This is a genomic window from Nocardia altamirensis NBRC 108246 (assembly GCF_001612685.1).
GTDB lineage: Bacteria > Actinomycetota > Actinomycetes > Mycobacteriales > Mycobacteriaceae > Nocardia > Nocardia altamirensis.
Genome location: NZ_BDAY01000005.1, coordinates 202,024 through 217,837, shown reverse-complemented (window position 1 = coordinate 217,837; position 15,814 = coordinate 202,024). Strand labels below are relative to the sequence as shown.

Annotated in this window: 18 protein-coding genes; 17 read left to right on the top strand and 1 reads right to left on the bottom strand. The window is 66.8% G+C overall.

All coding sequences use genetic code 11. The features are described from left to right. Positions 1-56: 56 nt before the first annotated feature. The 17 genes from NA11_RS03005 to NA11_RS02930 all read left to right on the top strand — a co-directional run bounded on the left by NA11_RS03005 (position 57) and on the right by NA11_RS02930 (position 15,171). A complete protein-coding gene (locus tag NA11_RS03005) occupies positions 57-704 on the top strand; it encodes a TetR/AcrR family transcriptional regulator C-terminal domain-containing protein (RefSeq protein WP_069160125.1) in 648 nt (215 codons plus the stop codon). A gap of 68 nt (positions 705-772) precedes the next feature. Further along, complete coding sequence (gene hypA, locus NA11_RS03000; protein WP_069160124.1) at positions 773-1,147, top strand: hydrogenase maturation nickel metallochaperone HypA; 375 nt, start codon at positions 773-775, stop codon at positions 1,145-1,147. Further along, on the top strand, positions 1,105-1,959 hold the full coding sequence (gene hypB, locus NA11_RS02995) for a hydrogenase nickel incorporation protein HypB (protein WP_069160123.1): 855 nt from the start codon (positions 1,105-1,107) through the stop codon (positions 1,957-1,959). Before hypA ends, hypB begins: the two co-directional genes overlap by 43 nt. An 81-nt stretch (positions 1,960-2,040) precedes the next feature. Beyond that, positions 2,041-3,096: an NADH-quinone oxidoreductase subunit B family protein gene (locus NA11_RS02990; protein ID WP_069160122.1), complete on the top strand. Its 1,056-nt coding sequence runs from the start codon at positions 2,041-2,043 to the stop codon at positions 3,094-3,096. An 11-nt stretch (positions 3,097-3,107) separates the two neighbouring features. Then, positions 3,108-4,904, top strand: a complete 1,797-nt coding sequence (locus tag NA11_RS02985) for a nickel-dependent hydrogenase large subunit (protein ID WP_069160121.1) — start codon at positions 3,108-3,110, stop codon at positions 4,902-4,904. Positions 4,905-4,931: 27 nt separating this feature from the next. Beyond that, the gene (locus tag NA11_RS02980; protein ID WP_084654006.1) at positions 4,932-5,882 is read left to right on the top strand and encodes a NifU family protein; all 951 of its coding nucleotides are present in this window, start codon (positions 4,932-4,934) and stop codon (positions 5,880-5,882) included. Beyond that, complete coding sequence (locus NA11_RS02975; protein ID WP_069160120.1) at positions 5,879-6,514, top strand: DUF5947 family protein; 636 nt, start codon at positions 5,879-5,881, stop codon at positions 6,512-6,514. The genes NA11_RS02980 and NA11_RS02975 overlap by 4 nt, the downstream gene beginning before the upstream one ends. Before the next feature lie 14 nt (positions 6,515-6,528). Further along, on the top strand, positions 6,529-7,182 hold the full coding sequence (locus NA11_RS02970; protein WP_069160215.1) for a DUF6084 family protein: 654 nt from the start codon (positions 6,529-6,531) through the stop codon (positions 7,180-7,182). Next, entirely contained in the window at positions 7,182-8,507 is a 1,326-nt protein-coding gene (locus NA11_RS02965) for a hypothetical protein (RefSeq protein WP_069160119.1), read from the top strand. Before NA11_RS02970 ends, NA11_RS02965 begins: the two co-directional genes overlap by 1 nt. 45 nt (positions 8,508-8,552) lie before the next feature. Further along, positions 8,553-8,672 carry a DUF6893 family small protein gene (locus NA11_RS47300; protein WP_439957039.1) on the top strand — a complete coding sequence of 40 codons (120 nt, stop codon included), beginning with the start codon at positions 8,553-8,555 and terminating at the stop codon, positions 8,670-8,672. Positions 8,673-8,717: 45 nt separating this feature from the next. Further along, complete coding sequence (locus NA11_RS02960) at positions 8,718-9,200, top strand: hydrogenase maturation protease (protein WP_245745689.1); 483 nt, start codon at positions 8,718-8,720, stop codon at positions 9,198-9,200. Between the two features lie 11 nt (positions 9,201-9,211). Continuing rightward, positions 9,212-9,454, top strand: coding sequence for a HypC/HybG/HupF family hydrogenase formation chaperone (locus NA11_RS02955; RefSeq protein ID WP_069160117.1), 243 nt, complete (start codon positions 9,212-9,214; stop codon positions 9,452-9,454). A 2-nt stretch (positions 9,455-9,456) separates the two neighbouring features. Then, positions 9,457-11,835 (top strand): carbamoyltransferase HypF, encoded by a 2,379-nt coding sequence (locus tag NA11_RS02950; RefSeq protein WP_069160116.1) that lies wholly within the window; start codon positions 9,457-9,459, stop codon positions 11,833-11,835. Between the two features lie 15 nt (positions 11,836-11,850). Continuing rightward, positions 11,851-12,207, top strand: a complete 357-nt coding sequence (locus NA11_RS02945) for a HypC/HybG/HupF family hydrogenase formation chaperone (protein WP_084654005.1) — start codon at positions 11,851-11,853, stop codon at positions 12,205-12,207. Further along, positions 12,204-13,316 carry a hydrogenase formation protein HypD gene (gene hypD / locus NA11_RS02940; RefSeq protein WP_069160115.1) on the top strand — a complete coding sequence of 371 codons (1,113 nt, stop codon included), beginning with the start codon at positions 12,204-12,206 and terminating at the stop codon, positions 13,314-13,316. The genes NA11_RS02945 and hypD overlap by 4 nt, the downstream gene beginning before the upstream one ends. Next, positions 13,309-14,388 carry a hydrogenase expression/formation protein HypE gene (hypE, locus tag NA11_RS02935; RefSeq protein WP_069160114.1) on the top strand — a complete coding sequence of 360 codons (1,080 nt, stop codon included), beginning with the start codon at positions 13,309-13,311 and terminating at the stop codon, positions 14,386-14,388. Before hypD ends, hypE begins: the two co-directional genes overlap by 8 nt. A 51-nt stretch (positions 14,389-14,439) precedes the next feature. Next, positions 14,440-15,171, top strand: a complete 732-nt coding sequence (locus tag NA11_RS02930; protein WP_245745688.1) for a DUF6390 family protein — start codon at positions 14,440-14,442, stop codon at positions 15,169-15,171. A 75-nt stretch (positions 15,172-15,246) separates the two neighbouring features. Here NA11_RS02930 and NA11_RS02925 read toward each other — a convergent pair whose 3' ends face one another. Further along, positions 15,247-15,810, bottom strand: a complete 564-nt coding sequence (locus tag NA11_RS02925) for a pyridoxamine 5'-phosphate oxidase family protein (RefSeq protein ID WP_439957038.1) — start codon at positions 15,808-15,810, stop codon at positions 15,247-15,249. Between the last annotated feature and the right edge of the window lie 4 nt (positions 15,811-15,814).

The following is a 15,814-nucleotide window of genomic DNA, read 5'->3' as shown; positions in this document are numbered from 1 at the left end:
TAAGGAGACCTTGAACGTTGTTAGTCTGTCAAGAGGTTCCCCCACAGGAGGCGGCAGTGAAGCTCGACACCCAGGCCATCGCACAGGCAGCGCTGGATCTGCTGGACGACAACGGCCTCGACGGACTGACCATGCGCAAGGTCGCGTCCGCGCTCGATGTGCAAGCGCCCGCGCTCTACTGGCACGTCAAGAACAAGCGCGAACTGCTCGACGCGATGGCCAGAACTGTCTTCGTCGCCGCCGTCGACGGTGTCGAGGCGCCGCGGCACGGAGTGGACTGGCAGGACTGGATGGTCGAGCTCGCGGGCAGGCTGCGCACGTCGATGCTGCGCTATCGCGACGGCGCGAAGGTCTTCGCAGGCACCTACATCAACGACGAAGCCATGTGGCGCACAGTGGAATTAGCGCTGCGCACGCTGGAGGACGCGGACTTCTCGGTAGCCGACGGCGGCCGCGTGTTCGCGATCATGCTGCACTACACCGTCGGCTTCGTCATCGAAGAACAGGCGCGCACCGGCGCGGACTACGACACCAACCCGTACCGCAGGGAACGCCTGGCCGATGGCATCGATACGGCGCGTTACCCGCGGACCGCCCACCTGGTCGTCGACCTGACCGAGGTCGACTACGACACTGAATTCGCGCTCGGCCTGCGCGTCATCCTGGCCGGAATCCGTGCTGTCCGAACCGAACAGGAGCGCTGATTCGCCGCGACGAGCGCGGGCGCGGAGGTAGCCTCGAAAGGGGTCCTACTCGATGATCCGAGACCGCGATGCACGAAATGGCCATCACCCAGAGCGTCATCGACGCCGTGTGTGAGCATGCGGCGGGTCGGACCGTACACAGCGTCACCGTCGAGGTCGGCGCACTGTGTGCGGTGGTGCCCGATGCAATGCAATTCTGCTTCGAACTCGCTGCCGAAGGGACGGTCGCCGCAGGCGCGCGACTTGTCATCCAGCAAATACCCGGCGCCGCCGAGTGCCGGTCCTGCGGCGCCGAATTCGCGCTGGCCGATCAGATTGTGCTGTGTCGTTGTGGGAGCGCTGACATCGAGATCCTTTCCGGACGCGACCTACGCATCCGGTCGATGGAAGTGAGCGAAGCATGTGCGCAACCTGTGGATGTGGCGACGACGCAGCGGCCGTGATCCGTATTCCGCACGGACACAGTCACGAGCACGGCGACCATCAGCACCACCACCAGCACGGCGAGCAGCATGAGCACCACCACGGTCCCGGCGCCGATCATGTGCACCTGCCGCCGACCGAGACGGTGACGCTGGAACTGAAGGTGCTCGCGAAGAACGATCAACTGGCACAACGTAATCGGCAATGGTTGGCCGAGCGCGACATCCTCGCGTTGAACATGATGAGCTCGCCGGGTGCAGGCAAGACCTCGCTGCTGGAGCGGACGATCCGCGACCTGGGCGACGCGCTCCCCGTCGCGGTGATCGAGGGCGACCAGGCCACGCTGCTCGACGCCGAGCGCATCCACGCGACCGGATGCACAGTGGTGCAGATCAATACCGGCGCAGGCTGTCATCTCGACGCCGAAATGATGTACCGCGCACTGGAAACTTTGCAGCCTGCACCGGGCTCACTCCTGTTCGTCGAGAATGTCGGGAATTTGGTCTGCCCTGCTCTTTTCGATCTCGGCGAAAAAGGCAAAGTGGTGGTTATCTCGGTGACCGAGGGCACCGACAAGCCGCTGAAATATCCGCACATGTTCGCGGCCGCGGAATTGGTGCTGGTCAACAAGATCGACCTGTTGCCGTACGTCGATTTCGATCTGGACAAGTGCGGAGAATTTGCTGCTTCCGTCAACCCCGGCATACAGCTTGTGCCACTGTCGGTTTCCACTGGTGAAGGCGTAGATCATTGGTACAACTGGCTTTTCGAGCAACGGAATCCTCTGAAATCGTCAACCCTTGAGGGCGTCGTCGGCCAAGGCTTAGACTGACGTGATCAGGATCACAGTAGGGTGACGTTCTTCAAGCCCAGAGAGACCCACCCCTGATCCGCTGTGGAAGGTGGCAGCCCGATGCCAACTCAGGAAGCAGTGCGAGCCGAAGAGACTCTGATTCATGTGCTCTGGATCAATGCTGGTCTCAGTTGTGACGGCGACTCGGTGGCGTTGACTGCCGCCACCCAACCAAGTATCGAAGAAATTGCCCTCGGTGCTCTACCAGGGTTACCTAAAATCGCGGTGCATTGGCCGCTGATCGATTTCGAGTGCGGCCCGACCGGCGGCGCCGATGACTTCTTGGAGTGGTTCTTCAAGGCGGACAGAGGCGAGCTCGAGCCCTTCGTGCTTGTCGTGGAAGGCTCGATTCCGAACGAGAACCTGCACGACGAAGGCTACTGGTGCGGGTTCGGCAACAACCCAGACACCAATCAGCCGATGACCACCAGTGAATGGCTGGATCGGTTGGCGCCCAAGGCAACTGCGATTGTCGCGGTCGGCACCTGCGCCACCTACGGCGGCATCCACGCGATGGCCGGTAACCCGACCGGAGCGATGGGCGTGCCCGACTATCTCGGCTGGGACTGGAAGAGCAAGGCAGGCATCCCGATCGTCTGCGTGCCCGGTTGCCCGATCCAGCCGGACAACCTGTCGGAGACCCTCACCTACCTGCTCTACATGGCCACCGGCCAGGCTCCGATGATTCCGCTCGACGAGGCACTTCGGCCCAAGTGGCTCTTCGGCGCGACGGTGCACGAAGGATGCGACCGCGCAGGCTATTACGAGCAGGGTGATTTCGCGACCGAGTACGGGTCACCGAAATGCATTGTGAAACTGGGTTGTTGGGGCCCGGTCGTCAAATGCAATGTGCCCAAGCGGGGTTGGATCAACGGAGTCGGTGGCTGCCCGAACGTCGGCGGCATCTGCATCGGCTGCACCATGCCCGGATTCCCCGACAAGTTCATGCCTTTCATGGATGAACCGCCCGGCGGGAAGTTGTCTTCCGCCGCATCAGGACTTTACGGATCGATGATCCGCAGTCTCCGACACATCACCGGCCGCACGGTCGACAAAGAGCCGCGCTGGCGGCACAAGGGCGAGAAGCTGACCACGGGAGCCACTCGCACCTGGTAGGAGGATCTTCGATGACTGCCATCGTCCCCGAGCCGTCGCACAAGAAGATCGAACCCAACAGCCTCGTCGAGATGGCCTGGGATCCGATCACGCGCATTGTCGGCAGCCTGGGTATCTACACCAAGATCGACTTCGAGAACCGCGAGGTGGTCGAGTGCCACAGCACCTCGTCCATCTTCCGCGGCTACTCGATCTTCATGAAGGGCAAGGACCCGCGCGACGCGCACTTCATCACCAGCCGCATCTGCGGCATCTGCGGTGACAACCACGCGACGTGCTCGTGCTACTGCCAGAACATGGCCTACGGGGTGAAGCCGCCGCATCTCGGCGAGTGGATCGTCAACCTCGGCGAGGCCGCCGAGTACATGTTCGACCACAACATCTTCCAGGAGAACCTGGTCGGGGTCGACTTCTGCGAAAAGATGGTCGCCGAGACCAATCCCGGTGTGCTGGCCCAGGCGGAGAAGACTCTCGCGCCGCACTCCAACGAGCACGGCTACCGGACCGTCGCCGACATCATGCGTGCGCTCAACCCGTTCACCGGTGAGTTCTACCGGGAGGCACTGCAAGTCAGCCGGTACACGCGCGAGATGTTCTGCCTGATGGAAGGCAGGCATGTGCATCCGTCGACGCTGTACCCCGGCGGTGTCGGCACCGTCGCGACCATCCAGCTGATGACCGACTACATGTCGCGGCTGATGCGCTACGTCGAGTTCATGAAGAAGGTCGTGCCGATGCACGACGACCTGTTCGACTTCTTCTACGAGGCACTGCCCGGCTACGAGCAGGTCGGCCTGCGCCGCACCCTGCTCGGCTGCTGGGGGTCGTTCCAGGATCCCGACGTCTGCAACTTCGCCTACAAGGACATGGAGGAGTGGGGTCGCAAGATGTTCGTGACCCCCGGCGTCGTCGTCGACGGCAAGTTGGTGACCACGTCGTTGGTCGACATCAACCTCGGCATCCGAATCCTTTTGGGCAGTTCGTATTACGACGACTGGACCGATCAGGAGATGTTCGTCAAGGCCGATCCGCTCGGCAACCCGGTCGACCGGCGCCATCCATGGAATCAGCACACCAACCCGAAGCCGCAGAAGCGCGACATGGACGACAAGTACAGCTGGGTCATGTCGCCGCGCTGGTTCGACGGCAAAGATCATCTGGCCCTCGACACCGGCGGCGGCCCGCTCGCCCGGCTGTGGTCGACGGCGCTGGCTCGGCTCGTCGACATCGGTTACGTGAAGTCGACCGGCCACAGCGTGCAGATCAACCTGCCGAAGACCGCGCTGAAGGGCCCGGCCAGCTTCGAATGGAAGATTCCGGTGCACGGCAGCAACACCATCGAACGCAACCGTGCCCGCACCTACTTCCAGGCCTACGCGGCGGGCTGTGCGCTGCACTTCGCCGAGAAGGCCCTCGAAGAGATCCGGGCGGGCCACACCAAGACCTGGGAGAAGTTCGAGGTGCCCGACGAGGGCATCGGCTGCGGCTTCACCGAGGCGGTGCGCGGCGTGCTGTCGCATCACATGGTGATCAGGGACGGGAAGATCGCGAACTACCACCCGTATCCACCGACGCCGTGGAATGCCAACCCGCGGGACAGCTTCGGGACACCTGGTCCGTACGAGGACGCGGTGCAGGGTCAGCCGATCTTCGAAGAGAACGATCGCGAGCACTTCAAGGGCATCGACATCATGCGCACCGTGCGCAGCTTCGATCCCTGCCTGCCGTGTGGTGTGCACATGTATCTCGGCAACGGCAAGACGCTGGAGAAACTGCACTCACCGACCCAAACGCTGACCGGCGAGTGAAGGCGGGTCGAGCGAGGCGGCGGAGCGATGACAGTGGACGATCGCCAGGGAGACCACGAAGACACAGCGAGCACCGACACCGCCCTTGATGACGAGACCCGTTGGCGTACAGCGGGTGAACGGATCGAGACGCTGCTGGACGCGAGTGCGGCGGGCGGTGCCGTTGCCCGCGAGCGGGCCGAGCAGCTGGTGCGTGAGGTCGCGGAGCTGTACGGCGCCGGGCTGCAGCGGGTGCTGCGCTTGCTCGATGCCGACAGCGCCGCGATCGATCGGCTCGCGCGCGACGACCTGGTGGCGAGCCTGCTGCTCGTGCACGGGTTGCACCCGCACGACGTGCACACCCGGGTGCGGACCGCGTTGGACACCGTGCGCCCCTATCTCGGGTCGCACGGCGGCGACGTGGCGTTGCTCGGCGTCGCCGACGGCGTTGTCCGGCTGGAGCTTTCGGGCAGCTGCAAGACCTGTCCCTCGTCGTCGGTGACGCTGGAGCTGGCTGTCGAGGACGCGGTGCGGGCCGCCGCGCCGGAAATCGTGTCCATCGAAGTGGCTGCGGCTCAGGCGGAGTCGGCGAGTCTGTTCTCCGCCGACTCGCTGTTCTCCCGCGTGCACGCCACACCGCCCGACCAACCCGCGGGCAGCTGGGTGGCAGTACCGGAGTTGGCCGAGCTGCAACCCGGTGAGGTGGGCGGTTTCTCGATCGCCGGACTGGTGGTGCTGGCCTGCCGCGTCGGCGACAACCTGTTCGCCTACCGGGATCACTGTCCGGCGTGCGACAACTCGCTCGCAGGCGCCGCGCTGCACCGGCGCATGGGCCATCCGGTCGGAGACGCGGTGCTGCGCTGCCCGACCTGCCACGCGCATTTCGATGCGGTGCATGCCGGCGCACGAGTCGACGGTGACGGACATCTGGAACCACTGCCCGTGCTGGTGCGTTCGGGTGAACTGTCGGTCGCGGTGCCGGTGGGGGTGCGTGGATGACGTCGCCGTTCCGTGCGTTGCAACGGATTACCGCAACCCGCTCACCTGCCGCGCCGGTCGGCGAGCGCTGCGAGATGTGCGCGGAGCCGATCGGCGACGAGCACCAGCATGTGGTGAATGTCGAAGGCAGGCAGCTGATGTGCACCTGCCGTGGTTGCTATCTGCTGTTCATCGACGAGCGTGCCGAGCTCCGGTACCGCGCGGTGCCCGACCGCTATCTGTCCTTCCCCGACTTCACCATCAGTCAGGGGGAGTGGGATGCGCTGGAGATCCCGGTGGGGTTGGCGTTCTTCTTTCACAACTCGAGCATCGGCCGGACCGTGGCGTTCTATCCGGGGCCGGCGGGCGCCACCGAATCCGAACTGCCGCTCGCCGAGTGGCAGGTGATCCTGGATCGGCATCCCGAGTTGACCGTGCTGGCCGCAGATGTCGAGGCGCTGCTCATCCGGGTTCCCGAGCGGGGCACCGGCGCCGCGGTGTGCCTGTTGCTGCCCATCGACGCCTGCTACGAGTTCGTCGGCCGGATGCGCCTGCTGTGGCGCGGCTTCGACGGCGGGCAGGACGTGCACGACTATCTCGACGAGTTCTTCGCCGCCGTGTCCGCTCGCGCGCGACCTGGCGGTGTGCCGTGAGCCCGGTCTACTCGATGACCTTCGCGGTCCTCGACGTCCGGCCCGAACCCTATGCCGTAGCCCCGAATTTGACCGCCCGCATCGGCATCGCCTCGCTCTCCGAGGAACCCGTGCACGCGGTGGCGTTGCGCGCGCAGGTGCGAATCGAGCCGCACCGCAGGCGCTACTCCGACGAGGAAGGGGCGGGTCTCGCCGATCTCTTCGGCCCGAGGGAACGGTGGCGCGATACCCAGCGGACCTTCCTCTGGATGCACTGCGCCACCATGATTCAGGGCTTTCAGGGTGGTGCGGAGATCGATCTGCCGATGCCCGTCACCTACGACTTCGAGGTGACCGGATCCAAGTACCTGCACGCGCTGCGTGACGGAACAGTGCCGCTGCTCTTCCTGTTCAGCGGAACGGTATTCCTCAAGGGTGCAACGGGGTTCGGTGTACAGCAGATCCCGTGGGATCGCGATGACAAGTTCGACATGCCGGTCTCGGTCTGGCACGACGTGATGGCGGCGCACTTCCCCAACTCCGGGTGGCTCCGCCTCAGCAGGGAGACCCTCGATGCGCTCGCCGCGTACAAGTCCGAGCACGGCATGCTCGGCTTCGACGACGCGGTGACCCGGCTGCTGGCGCAGTGCGCCGAGCAGACCCCCTCGACCGGAAGCGAGGCGTCGTGATGAATGGGCAGACGATGGCAAGGGCACGCGCCGTCGCCGACGCGGTGCTGTATGAGGGATACCTGCTCTATCCGTACCGGGCCAGTTCGCGAAAGAACCAGTCGCGCTGGCAGTTCGGCGTACTCGGCCCCGACGGGGCGGCAGCTGCCGGGGTCGGCGAGGAATCCAGCCTGTCGGCGGACTGCCTGATCGAGGCGACCGCGGCAACCACACTCACCCTGAGTGTTCGGTTCCTGCAGTTGCAGCGGCGTGCGGTCGAGGATCGGGACGGTGTGCGGATCGCCGAGTTGAAGGCGGGTGGTCGCTCATACCTCACCTGGGACGAAGCGGTCGAGCGCGAATGTGTGTTCGGCCCACTGCCGCTCGCCGCGGCGACGCGTCCGCTGCTGGTGCCGGGTGGGAGTGAGGTCGAGGAGATCGCCACGGCGTCGGGCAAGTCCGCAGGGCGGTTGGTGCGCACCAGGCTCCCGTTGGCGGGCGAGCTCGAGCTTTCGGTCGTCGACGACGACGGGTACGTCCGGCTCACGGCGCTCGTCCGCAATACCGGCGCCGCCGCCACGGATCAGCGTGATGCCATCGCCCGCTCGTTGATCGGCGCGCACGTCATTGTGGAAGTCACTGATGGTCAGTTCATTTCGCTGTTGGAGCCGCCGGACGAGGCTGCTGCCGCCGTCTCCCGGTGCGCCAGGGACCGGTGCTTCCCGGTGCTCGCCGGACCGCCCGGCGACCGCAGCCTGCTGTTGATCTCGCCGATCATCCTCTACGACCACCCCGAAATCGCCGAGCAGAGCGAGGGGCCGCTGTTCGACTCCACCGAGATCGACGAGATCCTCACCCTGCGGGTGATGACGATGACCGACGAGGAGAAGGCGCAGGCGCGGGCCACCGATCCACGCGCGGGCGAGATCATCGACCGCTGCGACGCCATGACGCCGGAGGCCATGCAGCAGCTGCACGGGGTACTGCGCGATCCGAATGCCGGGCAGCCGCCGCTGATCCCGCCGGTGCCCGAGGGTGTCGACTGGTGGGATCCGCTGGCCGACAACGCCGTTCAGCCGCAGTCGGATGCGGTATCGATCGCCGGGGTTCGGGTGCGGCGAGGCAGCCGGGTGCGGCTGCGGCCGTCGCGGCGTGCCGATGCGCACGACCTGTTCTATGACGGCAAAGTCGCACGGGTCACCTCCGTCCACGAAGACGTCGAGGGGCGCGCCCATGTCGGTGTGGTGATCGAGGACGACCCGGCGGCGGATTTGCACGACTGGTACGGGCGCTACCTGTATTTCGCGCCCGATGAGATCGAACCCCTTGTCAGCCCTGACGAATAGCAACCAATCCTTGTCAGCCCCGAGGAGAGAGAAAGAAGGTCCGATATGGAAACGGTAGGAGTGATCGCGACCGGTGTTGTCGCGCTGATCGTGCTCGGCGCCGCCTACATCGGCGTGCGGTCGATCCCGGATTTGCGGCGCTACCTCAAGATTCGCCATATGTAGCCGCGCCGGAAACCCATTCGGAACGGAGGTGGTCTGACGACCACCGTGCTGGTCGCCGGGATCGGCAATGTCTTCCTCGGCGACGATGGATTCGGTCCCGAGGTGGTGCGGCGACTGCCGCCCCACCCCGATCCCGCGGTGCGCGTGGTCGACTACGGCATCCGCGGCATGCACCTGGCCTACGACCTACTCGACGGATGGGACGCGCTGGTGCTCATCGACGCGGTACCGAATCGTGGTGTGGCAGGCCGTCTTCAGGTGTTCCGCGCCGAGCCGGACGGCACGGGTGCCGCGAGCCTCGACGCGCACGCCATGAACCCGGAGGCAGTGTTCGCCGGCGTCCGTGCGCTCGGCGGCACGGTGCCGCCGACCGTGGTAGTCGGCTGCGAGGTCGAAACCGTCGACGAGCGAATGGGTTTGTCCGCGCCGGTCGCGGCGGCCGTGGCTGCGGCCGTCGTCGCGGTGGGTCGCGTGCTCACCGACCTGACCGCCGCGGGTTCCGATCAGTCCCGACCACCGCCGGAGTAGAGGAGCAACCGATGTGCCTCGGCATACCAGGTCGCGTCGTCGAAATCCTCGACGGCTACCACAATCAGATCGCGCTCGTCGATGTCTCCGGCGAGCAACGCAAGGTGAATATCGGCCTGCTGGAGGATGACCCGGCCCGGCCCGGTGACTGGGTGATCATTCACATGGGCTTCGTGGTGGAGAAGACCGACGAAGCGGGGGCCACGGCGGCACTGGCGGGGTTGCGGCTGCTCGGCAGCGGTGACGAACCGTGACCATGGGCCGGGCGCGCCGCCGGATCGTGGTGCGCGGCGTGGTGCAAGGCGTCGGTTTCCGGCCGTTCGTCTACACCACCGCCGCGGAACTCGCCCTGTCCGGCAGTGTGTCGAACGACAGCTCCGGCGTGCTCATCGAAATCGAAGGTGCACCAGCTGATCTGGACGCGTTTGTGCAGCGGCTTCATGACCGCCCACCGCCACTCGCGGTGGTCGAATCGGTCGAGGTGCAGACCGTCGCACTGCGCGGCGGCACGGGCTTCCATATCGCCGACACCACCCGCGACAGCGTCGGACGCACCCTGGCCTCACCCGATGTCGCGCTCTGCGCGGACTGTACACGCGAACTTCGCGACCCGGGCAACCGCCGCTATCGACACCCCTTCATCAACTGCACCAACTGCGGCCCGCGCTTCACGATCATCGCGAGTCTGCCCTACGACCGCGACCGCACCTCAATGGCCGACTTCACCATGTGTGACCGGTGTGCGAGCGAATATGCCGACCCGGCCGACCGCCGCTTCCACGCCCAGCCGATCGCCTGCCTCGACTGTGGACCTGTCCTCGCGTATCACAGACCGGGAGCCGATGAGCCGCTCGCAGCGGCCGGAGCTGCATTGGCCGCCGCCCGAAAGGTGTTGCGCGACGGCGGCATCGTGGCGGTGAAGGGCATCGGCGGTTACCACCTCGCCTGCGATGCCGGGAACGAGGCGGCCGTCGCCGAGTTGCGCAGGCGAAAGCAGCGCGGCGACAAGCCTTTCGCGCTGATGGTTCCGGACCTGGCGGTGGCCCGCTCGATCGTCGAGGTGGATGCCACGGCCGCCGCACTCCTGACGAGCCCGGCGCGGCCGATCGTGCTGCTGGCGCGTCGAGTCGCCGGTGCGCCTGAGGCACTCAGCGTGGCGGTTCCACCACCGAGCACCGGCATGGACCAGGCGTCGCGCGCCGTCTCTGTGGCCCCCGCTGGGTCGGTGGCTCCAGGCAACCCCGACTTGGGCGTGATGATCGCCTACGCGCCGCTGCACCTGCTGCTCTTCGGCCTGCCCGGCGATCCACCCGGCCCGCAGGTGCTCGTGATGACGTCGGGCAATCTCGGCGGCGAGCCGATCTGCTACGACGACAACGACGCTCGGGCCAGGCTCGTCGGCCTCGCGGACGGCTGGCTCTCGCACAACCGCCGCATTCTCGTGCCGTGCGACGACTCGGTGGTGCGCTTGGTGGACGGCCTCGAACTCCCGGTGCGCCGGTCTCGCGGCTATGCGCCGCTGCCGCTGATGCTGCCGATCCCGATGCCGCCGACGCTGGCCGTCGGCGCCGACCTGAAGAACACTTGCGCGGTCGCCGAAGGGCGCTATGCGTGGCTCAGCCAGCACATCGGGGACATGGACGATCTGGCCACGCTGCGTGCCTTCGACGACGCGGAACACCACCTGGAGCAGCTCACCGGAGTCGCACCGGAACACCTTGTCGCCGATGCGCATCCTGGCTACCGATCCACCGCCTGGGCGCGCAGGAACGCCGGTGCGCGGCCGGTGCGCTTGGTGCAGCACCACCACGCGCATATCGCCGCAGTCATGGGCGAGCACGGAGTGGACCCGGCGGCAACGGTTCTCGGCATCGCGTTCGACGGCACCGGCTTCGGCCCGGACGGCGCCGTGTGGGGCGGCGAGGTGCTCGCGGCGGGCTACAAGGGTTTTCGGCGGCTCGCGCATCTCAAATACGTGCCGCTGGCGGGCGGCGACGTGAGCGTGCACCGCCCGTACCGGATGGCGCTGGCCCACCTGTGGGCCGCCGGACTCGACTGGTCGGCAGCGATCCCTGCGGTGCAGGCTTGCCCAGACGCCGAACGTGCCGTGCTGAGACACCAATTCGCGACCGGCCTCGGCTGCGTACCCACCTCGAGCATGGGCCGCTTGTTCGACGCGGTGGCGTCGCTGGCCGGAGTTCGGCATGTGGTGGATTACGAGGCGCAAGCAGCGATCGAACTCGAGGGTCTGTCGCGTGGGGTAGTCGACGACACGGCGGGGTATCGGTTCGTGATCGGCGACGCCGCGCTCCCCGAGGCCGGACCCGCAGTGATCGACCCGACGCCAGTCCTGGCTGCCGTGATACGGGATGCGGCGCAGGGTGTTCCGGCTGCGCTGCTCGGCGCCCGCTTCCACGAGGCGGTAGCCCACCTGATTCTCCAACTGGCGCAGGACTTTGCGCCGTCGCCGACACCGGTTGCCCTCTCCGGCGGCGTGTTCCAGAACGCCCTCCTGCTGGCGCGCACTCGCCGCCTGTTGCAGGACAACGACTTCCCTGTCATCTCCCATCGCCGACTACCGCCCAACGACGGCGGTCTGGCGTTCGGGCAACTACTCGCCGTCAGCGCGGGATGAGGAAAGGAGCGCACGATGTGCCTGGCAGTCCCAGGAAAGGTGCTCAACCTGCAGGAGCGGGACGGCACCCTGATGTCCGTTGTCGACTTCGGCGGCGTGCACAAAGACGTATGTCTGGAATACATCCCGGACGCCGCGGTGGGCGACTACGTGGTGGTCCACGTCGGCTTCGCGATCCAGCGCCTCGACGAGGAGTCGGCGCTGAAAACGCTGGCCGAGTTCGAACGCCTCGGCGTGCTCAACGAGGAATTCGGTGACGGTTTCGCCCTTGCCGCCAAGCAGGCCGGATTGGCCGACCCCACCCGCTCAGCCCCAACGGCCCCGGCAGCCGAACCTGCTCGGCCGCAACCCGATACAGAGGTGACGTCATGAAGTATCTCGACGAGTTCAGCAATCCGGACCTGGCGAAGAAGCTGCTCGACCAGATCCACGCCGCGACGAACCGCCGCTGGTCCATCATGGAAGTCTGTGGCGGGCAGACCCATTCGATCATCCGGCACGGCATCGACCAGCTGTTGCCGAACGAGATCGAAATGATCCACGGCCCCGGCTGCCCGGTCTGCGTCACTCCACTCGAAGTGATCGACAAGGCATTGGAGATCGCCGCCAGGCCAGGGGTGATCTTCTGTTCGTTCGGCGACATGCTGCGCGTGCCCGGCAGCAAGAACGACCTGTTCCGGGTCAAGAGCGAGGGCGGCGACGTGCGCGTGGTCTACTCGCCGCTGGACGCGCTGAACATCGCCAGGCAGAACCCGGACCGTCAGGTGGTGTTCTTCGGCATCGGCTTCGAGACCACCGCTCCGGCCAACGCGATGACCGTGTATCAGGCGAAACGTCTTGGTATCGAGAACTTCTCGCTGCTGGTCTCGCATGTGCTCGTCCCGCCCGCGATCGCGGCGATCATGGAGTCGCCGAGCTGCCGGGTGCAGGGTTTCCTCGCCGCAGGGCACGTCTGCAGCGTGATGGGCACCGACGAGTATCCGCCGCTGGCCGCGAAGTACAAGGTGCCGATGGTGGTGACCGGATTCGAGCCGCTCGACATCCTGGAAGGCATCCGCCGCACGGTGATTCAGCTCGAGGAAGGCCGCCACGAACTGGAGAACGCCTATCCGCGCGCGGTCCGCCCGGACGGCAACCCGGCCGCGAAGGCGATGCTGCGCGATGTCTTCGACGTGACCGACCGCGCCTGGCGCGGCATCGGCGTGATTCCGCAGAGCGGCTGGCAGCTCTCGGAGCGCTACCGGGACTACGACGCGGAACTCCGCTTCTCGGTCACCGACATCCACACCGACGAGTCGTCGATCTGCCGTTCCGGCGAGGTGCTGCAAGGCCTGATCAAGCCGCACGAATGCGCCGCGTTCGGCAAGGAGTGCACGCCACGAAACCCGTTGGGCGCCACCATGGTGTCGTCCGAGGGCGCCTGCGCGGCCTACTACCTGTACCGCCGCCTCGATCTGCCTGCGGAGGTTGCTCATGCCTGACGAGACGGTCGTCGCCGGGGCGACCATCGACATGGCGGGCTGGGTGTGCCCGATGCCCTTGCGGGACTCCCCGAACATCGTGATGGGCCACGGCGGTGGCGGCGCGATGTCCGGCGAGCTGATCGAGCACCTGTTCCTGCCCGCGTTCGGCGCGGCCGCCGACGCGGGGCTCGGCGATTCCGCGGTGATCACCCTCGGCGGCGTCCGGCTGGCCTTCTCCACCGACTCGTTCGTGGTGAAGCCGCTGATCTTCCCCGGCGGGTCCATCGGCGATCTCGCGGTCAACGGCACGGTCAACGATCTCGCGATGTCCGGGGCGCGCCCGATGGTGCTGTCCACCGCGTTCATCCTGGAGGAGGGCACCGCGCTCGCCGAGATAGCCCAGGTCGCGAAGGCGGTCGGGACGGCGGCGTTGGCGGCCGGGGTCACCCTCGTCACCGGCGACACCAAGGTGGTCGATGCCGGGCACGGCGACGGCATCTTCATCAACACCGCGGGGATCGGCCTCGTCGATGCCGGGGTCGACATTCGACCGCAGCGGGCGCGGCCGGGTGATGTCGTGCTGGTCAGCGGCGATATCGGGGTGCACGGCGTCGCGGTGATGAGCTGTCGTGAGGGCTTGGAGTTCGGCACAACGGTGTGCAGCGACACCGCGCCGCTCAACGGCCTGGTCGCCGCGATGCTGGCGACCGGCGCCGACCTGCACGTGCTGCGCGACCCCACCCGCGGCGGGGTGTCGGCGACCTTGAACGAGATCGCGCGCACCGCGAAAGTCGGTGTGGCACTGGACGAACGCAAGTTGCCGGTGCCCGCGGCGGTGCGCGATGCCTGCGGCCTGCTGGGCCTCGACCCGATGTATGTGGCCAACGAGGGCAAGCTCGTCGCCTTCGTCGCACCGGAGGAGGCGGATCAGGTGCTTGCCGCGATGCGCGAGCATCCGCTCGGTGCGCGGGCCGCGGCGATCGGCGTCTGCGTCGAGGAGCATCCCGGCATGGTTGTCGCGCGCACCGCGCTCGGCGGCACCAGGGTCGTCGATCTCCCTGCGGGGGAGCAGTTGCCCCGGATCTGTTGAGGCACAAGGTGTTCGATCCGTCGAGACAGTGAGGAGCCCACCATCACCCAGGTGACCAACGGAACCGAGATCTTCGCGAGGTACGCCTACGCCCCGAATCGGCTCGGCTTCTGCGGACCACCGGAGGCCGTCGCCCTGCGCGGCGGCTCCGACGCCGACGTGCGGGCCGTGGCCAGGCAGTTTTCCGGCGCATGGCCGTATCTGTGGGCGATGTCTCGGCTGACGGGGATCAGCGACCCGCTGGATTACCGTCTGGTGGAGTCGTATTGGCTCGGCGGCGGGGTCGGCGCGCGGCTCGACCCCGCCGCGTTCGCGGCCGAACTGCTCGCCGTCATCGGCCCGCTCGCCGGGCACTACTGGACCCATCTGACCGAGGATCTCGCCGCCGAGGCCGCCGCCAATCATTGCTTTCACGTGTTCGGCGTCTATCCGTGGACGCGGCTGCTCGGCAAGGATGCCCGCGACCAGCCACGTCAGGTGCTCGACGGCTGTCGCATCTCTTGGGGCACCGTGATCGATTGCACACCAACCGATATCACGCTCAGCTCGCGCCGCCTACGCTGGGACGGCCGCGCGCTGAGCCTGTCCGATCCGGAGCCACAGCGCGCCGAGATCTGGACCGACGGCTACTCCGCCGTTCCCGACGTGACGCCCGGCGACCAGGTTGCCGTGCACTGGAATCGCCTTTGCGGCCACCTGACCTCCGCACAGGTCCACGATCTCGAGTCGAGCACCCTGCGCCAGCTGCACGTGACCAACCGCAGACTCACAGCCGCACGCTGAGCCCGGCCAGCGGCATCGTCGCGGCGCGGTGGGCGATGTCGGTGGCCGGGTGCCCTCCGAAGCCGACGGGGTGCGTCAATGGCGTTTGGTGACGTGCACGCCATGCCCTGGCCGCCACAGCTCGACGATCAGGAGTTCCTGCTCCTGGTCGACGCTGGTGAGGACGGCGTCGGTGAGGTCGAGGCGGAAGGCGTGCGAGTCGTCGGCCGGGTCGGCGCCTGCCGCCTCGCGCGCGGCCGGGTCGGTGAGTTCGACGGCGGTGCCGGACACTTTGGCGTCGCCGTCGGGGGCTGGATGCGCATGGATCGCGCAGCGTCCGTCGCGTTGCAGGTCGTGGGCTTTGCGTGCGTCCGGCATCGAGCCGAAGGTCAGATCAGGGCCGTGGAAGGCCACTTCGGAGCCGCTCACGCGCGGGGCGCCGTCGGCGCGGAGGGTCGCGAGCACGTGACTCTCGTGCTGTTGGAACCGCCGCTTCACCGCCGCCGCCAATTCCGGGGCCTCGTTCTCGAAATCACGCCAGGTAGCCACGGTCTCCAGCATCGCACCGCCCACCGACACATTCGGCCCGAACGACGGCCCGGAATTGACGAGTGGGACATGGTGGCGGCGTTTCGGCGTGTTGCCTCCACCATGTCCCACTCGT

Coding starts and splice junctions, on each gene's coding strand:
- hypA (WP_069160124.1), top strand. CDS start 773: ATGCACGAAATGGCCATCACCCAGAGCGTCATCGACGCCGTGTGTGAG.
- hypB (WP_069160123.1), top strand. CDS start 1,105: ATGTGCGCAACCTGTGGATGTGGCGACGACGCAGCGGCCGTGATCCGT.
- NA11_RS02990 (WP_069160122.1), top strand. CDS start 2,041: ATGCCAACTCAGGAAGCAGTGCGAGCCGAAGAGACTCTGATTCATGTG.
- NA11_RS02985 (WP_069160121.1), top strand. CDS start 3,108: ATGACTGCCATCGTCCCCGAGCCGTCGCACAAGAAGATCGAACCCAAC.
- NA11_RS02980 (WP_084654006.1), top strand. CDS start 4,932: ATGACAGTGGACGATCGCCAGGGAGACCACGAAGACACAGCGAGCACC.
- NA11_RS02975 (WP_069160120.1), top strand. CDS start 5,879: ATGACGTCGCCGTTCCGTGCGTTGCAACGGATTACCGCAACCCGCTCA.
- NA11_RS02970 (WP_069160215.1), top strand. CDS start 6,529: ATGACCTTCGCGGTCCTCGACGTCCGGCCCGAACCCTATGCCGTAGCC.
- NA11_RS02965 (WP_069160119.1), top strand. CDS start 7,182: ATGAATGGGCAGACGATGGCAAGGGCACGCGCCGTCGCCGACGCGGTG.
- NA11_RS47300 (WP_439957039.1), top strand. CDS start 8,553: ATGGAAACGGTAGGAGTGATCGCGACCGGTGTTGTCGCGCTGATCGTG.
- NA11_RS02955 (WP_069160117.1), top strand. CDS start 9,212: ATGTGCCTCGGCATACCAGGTCGCGTCGTCGAAATCCTCGACGGCTAC.
- NA11_RS02950 (WP_069160116.1), top strand. CDS start 9,457: ATGGGCCGGGCGCGCCGCCGGATCGTGGTGCGCGGCGTGGTGCAAGGC.
- NA11_RS02945 (WP_084654005.1), top strand. CDS start 11,851: ATGTGCCTGGCAGTCCCAGGAAAGGTGCTCAACCTGCAGGAGCGGGAC.
- hypD (WP_069160115.1), top strand. CDS start 12,204: ATGAAGTATCTCGACGAGTTCAGCAATCCGGACCTGGCGAAGAAGCTG.
- hypE (WP_069160114.1), top strand. CDS start 13,309: ATGCCTGACGAGACGGTCGTCGCCGGGGCGACCATCGACATGGCGGGC.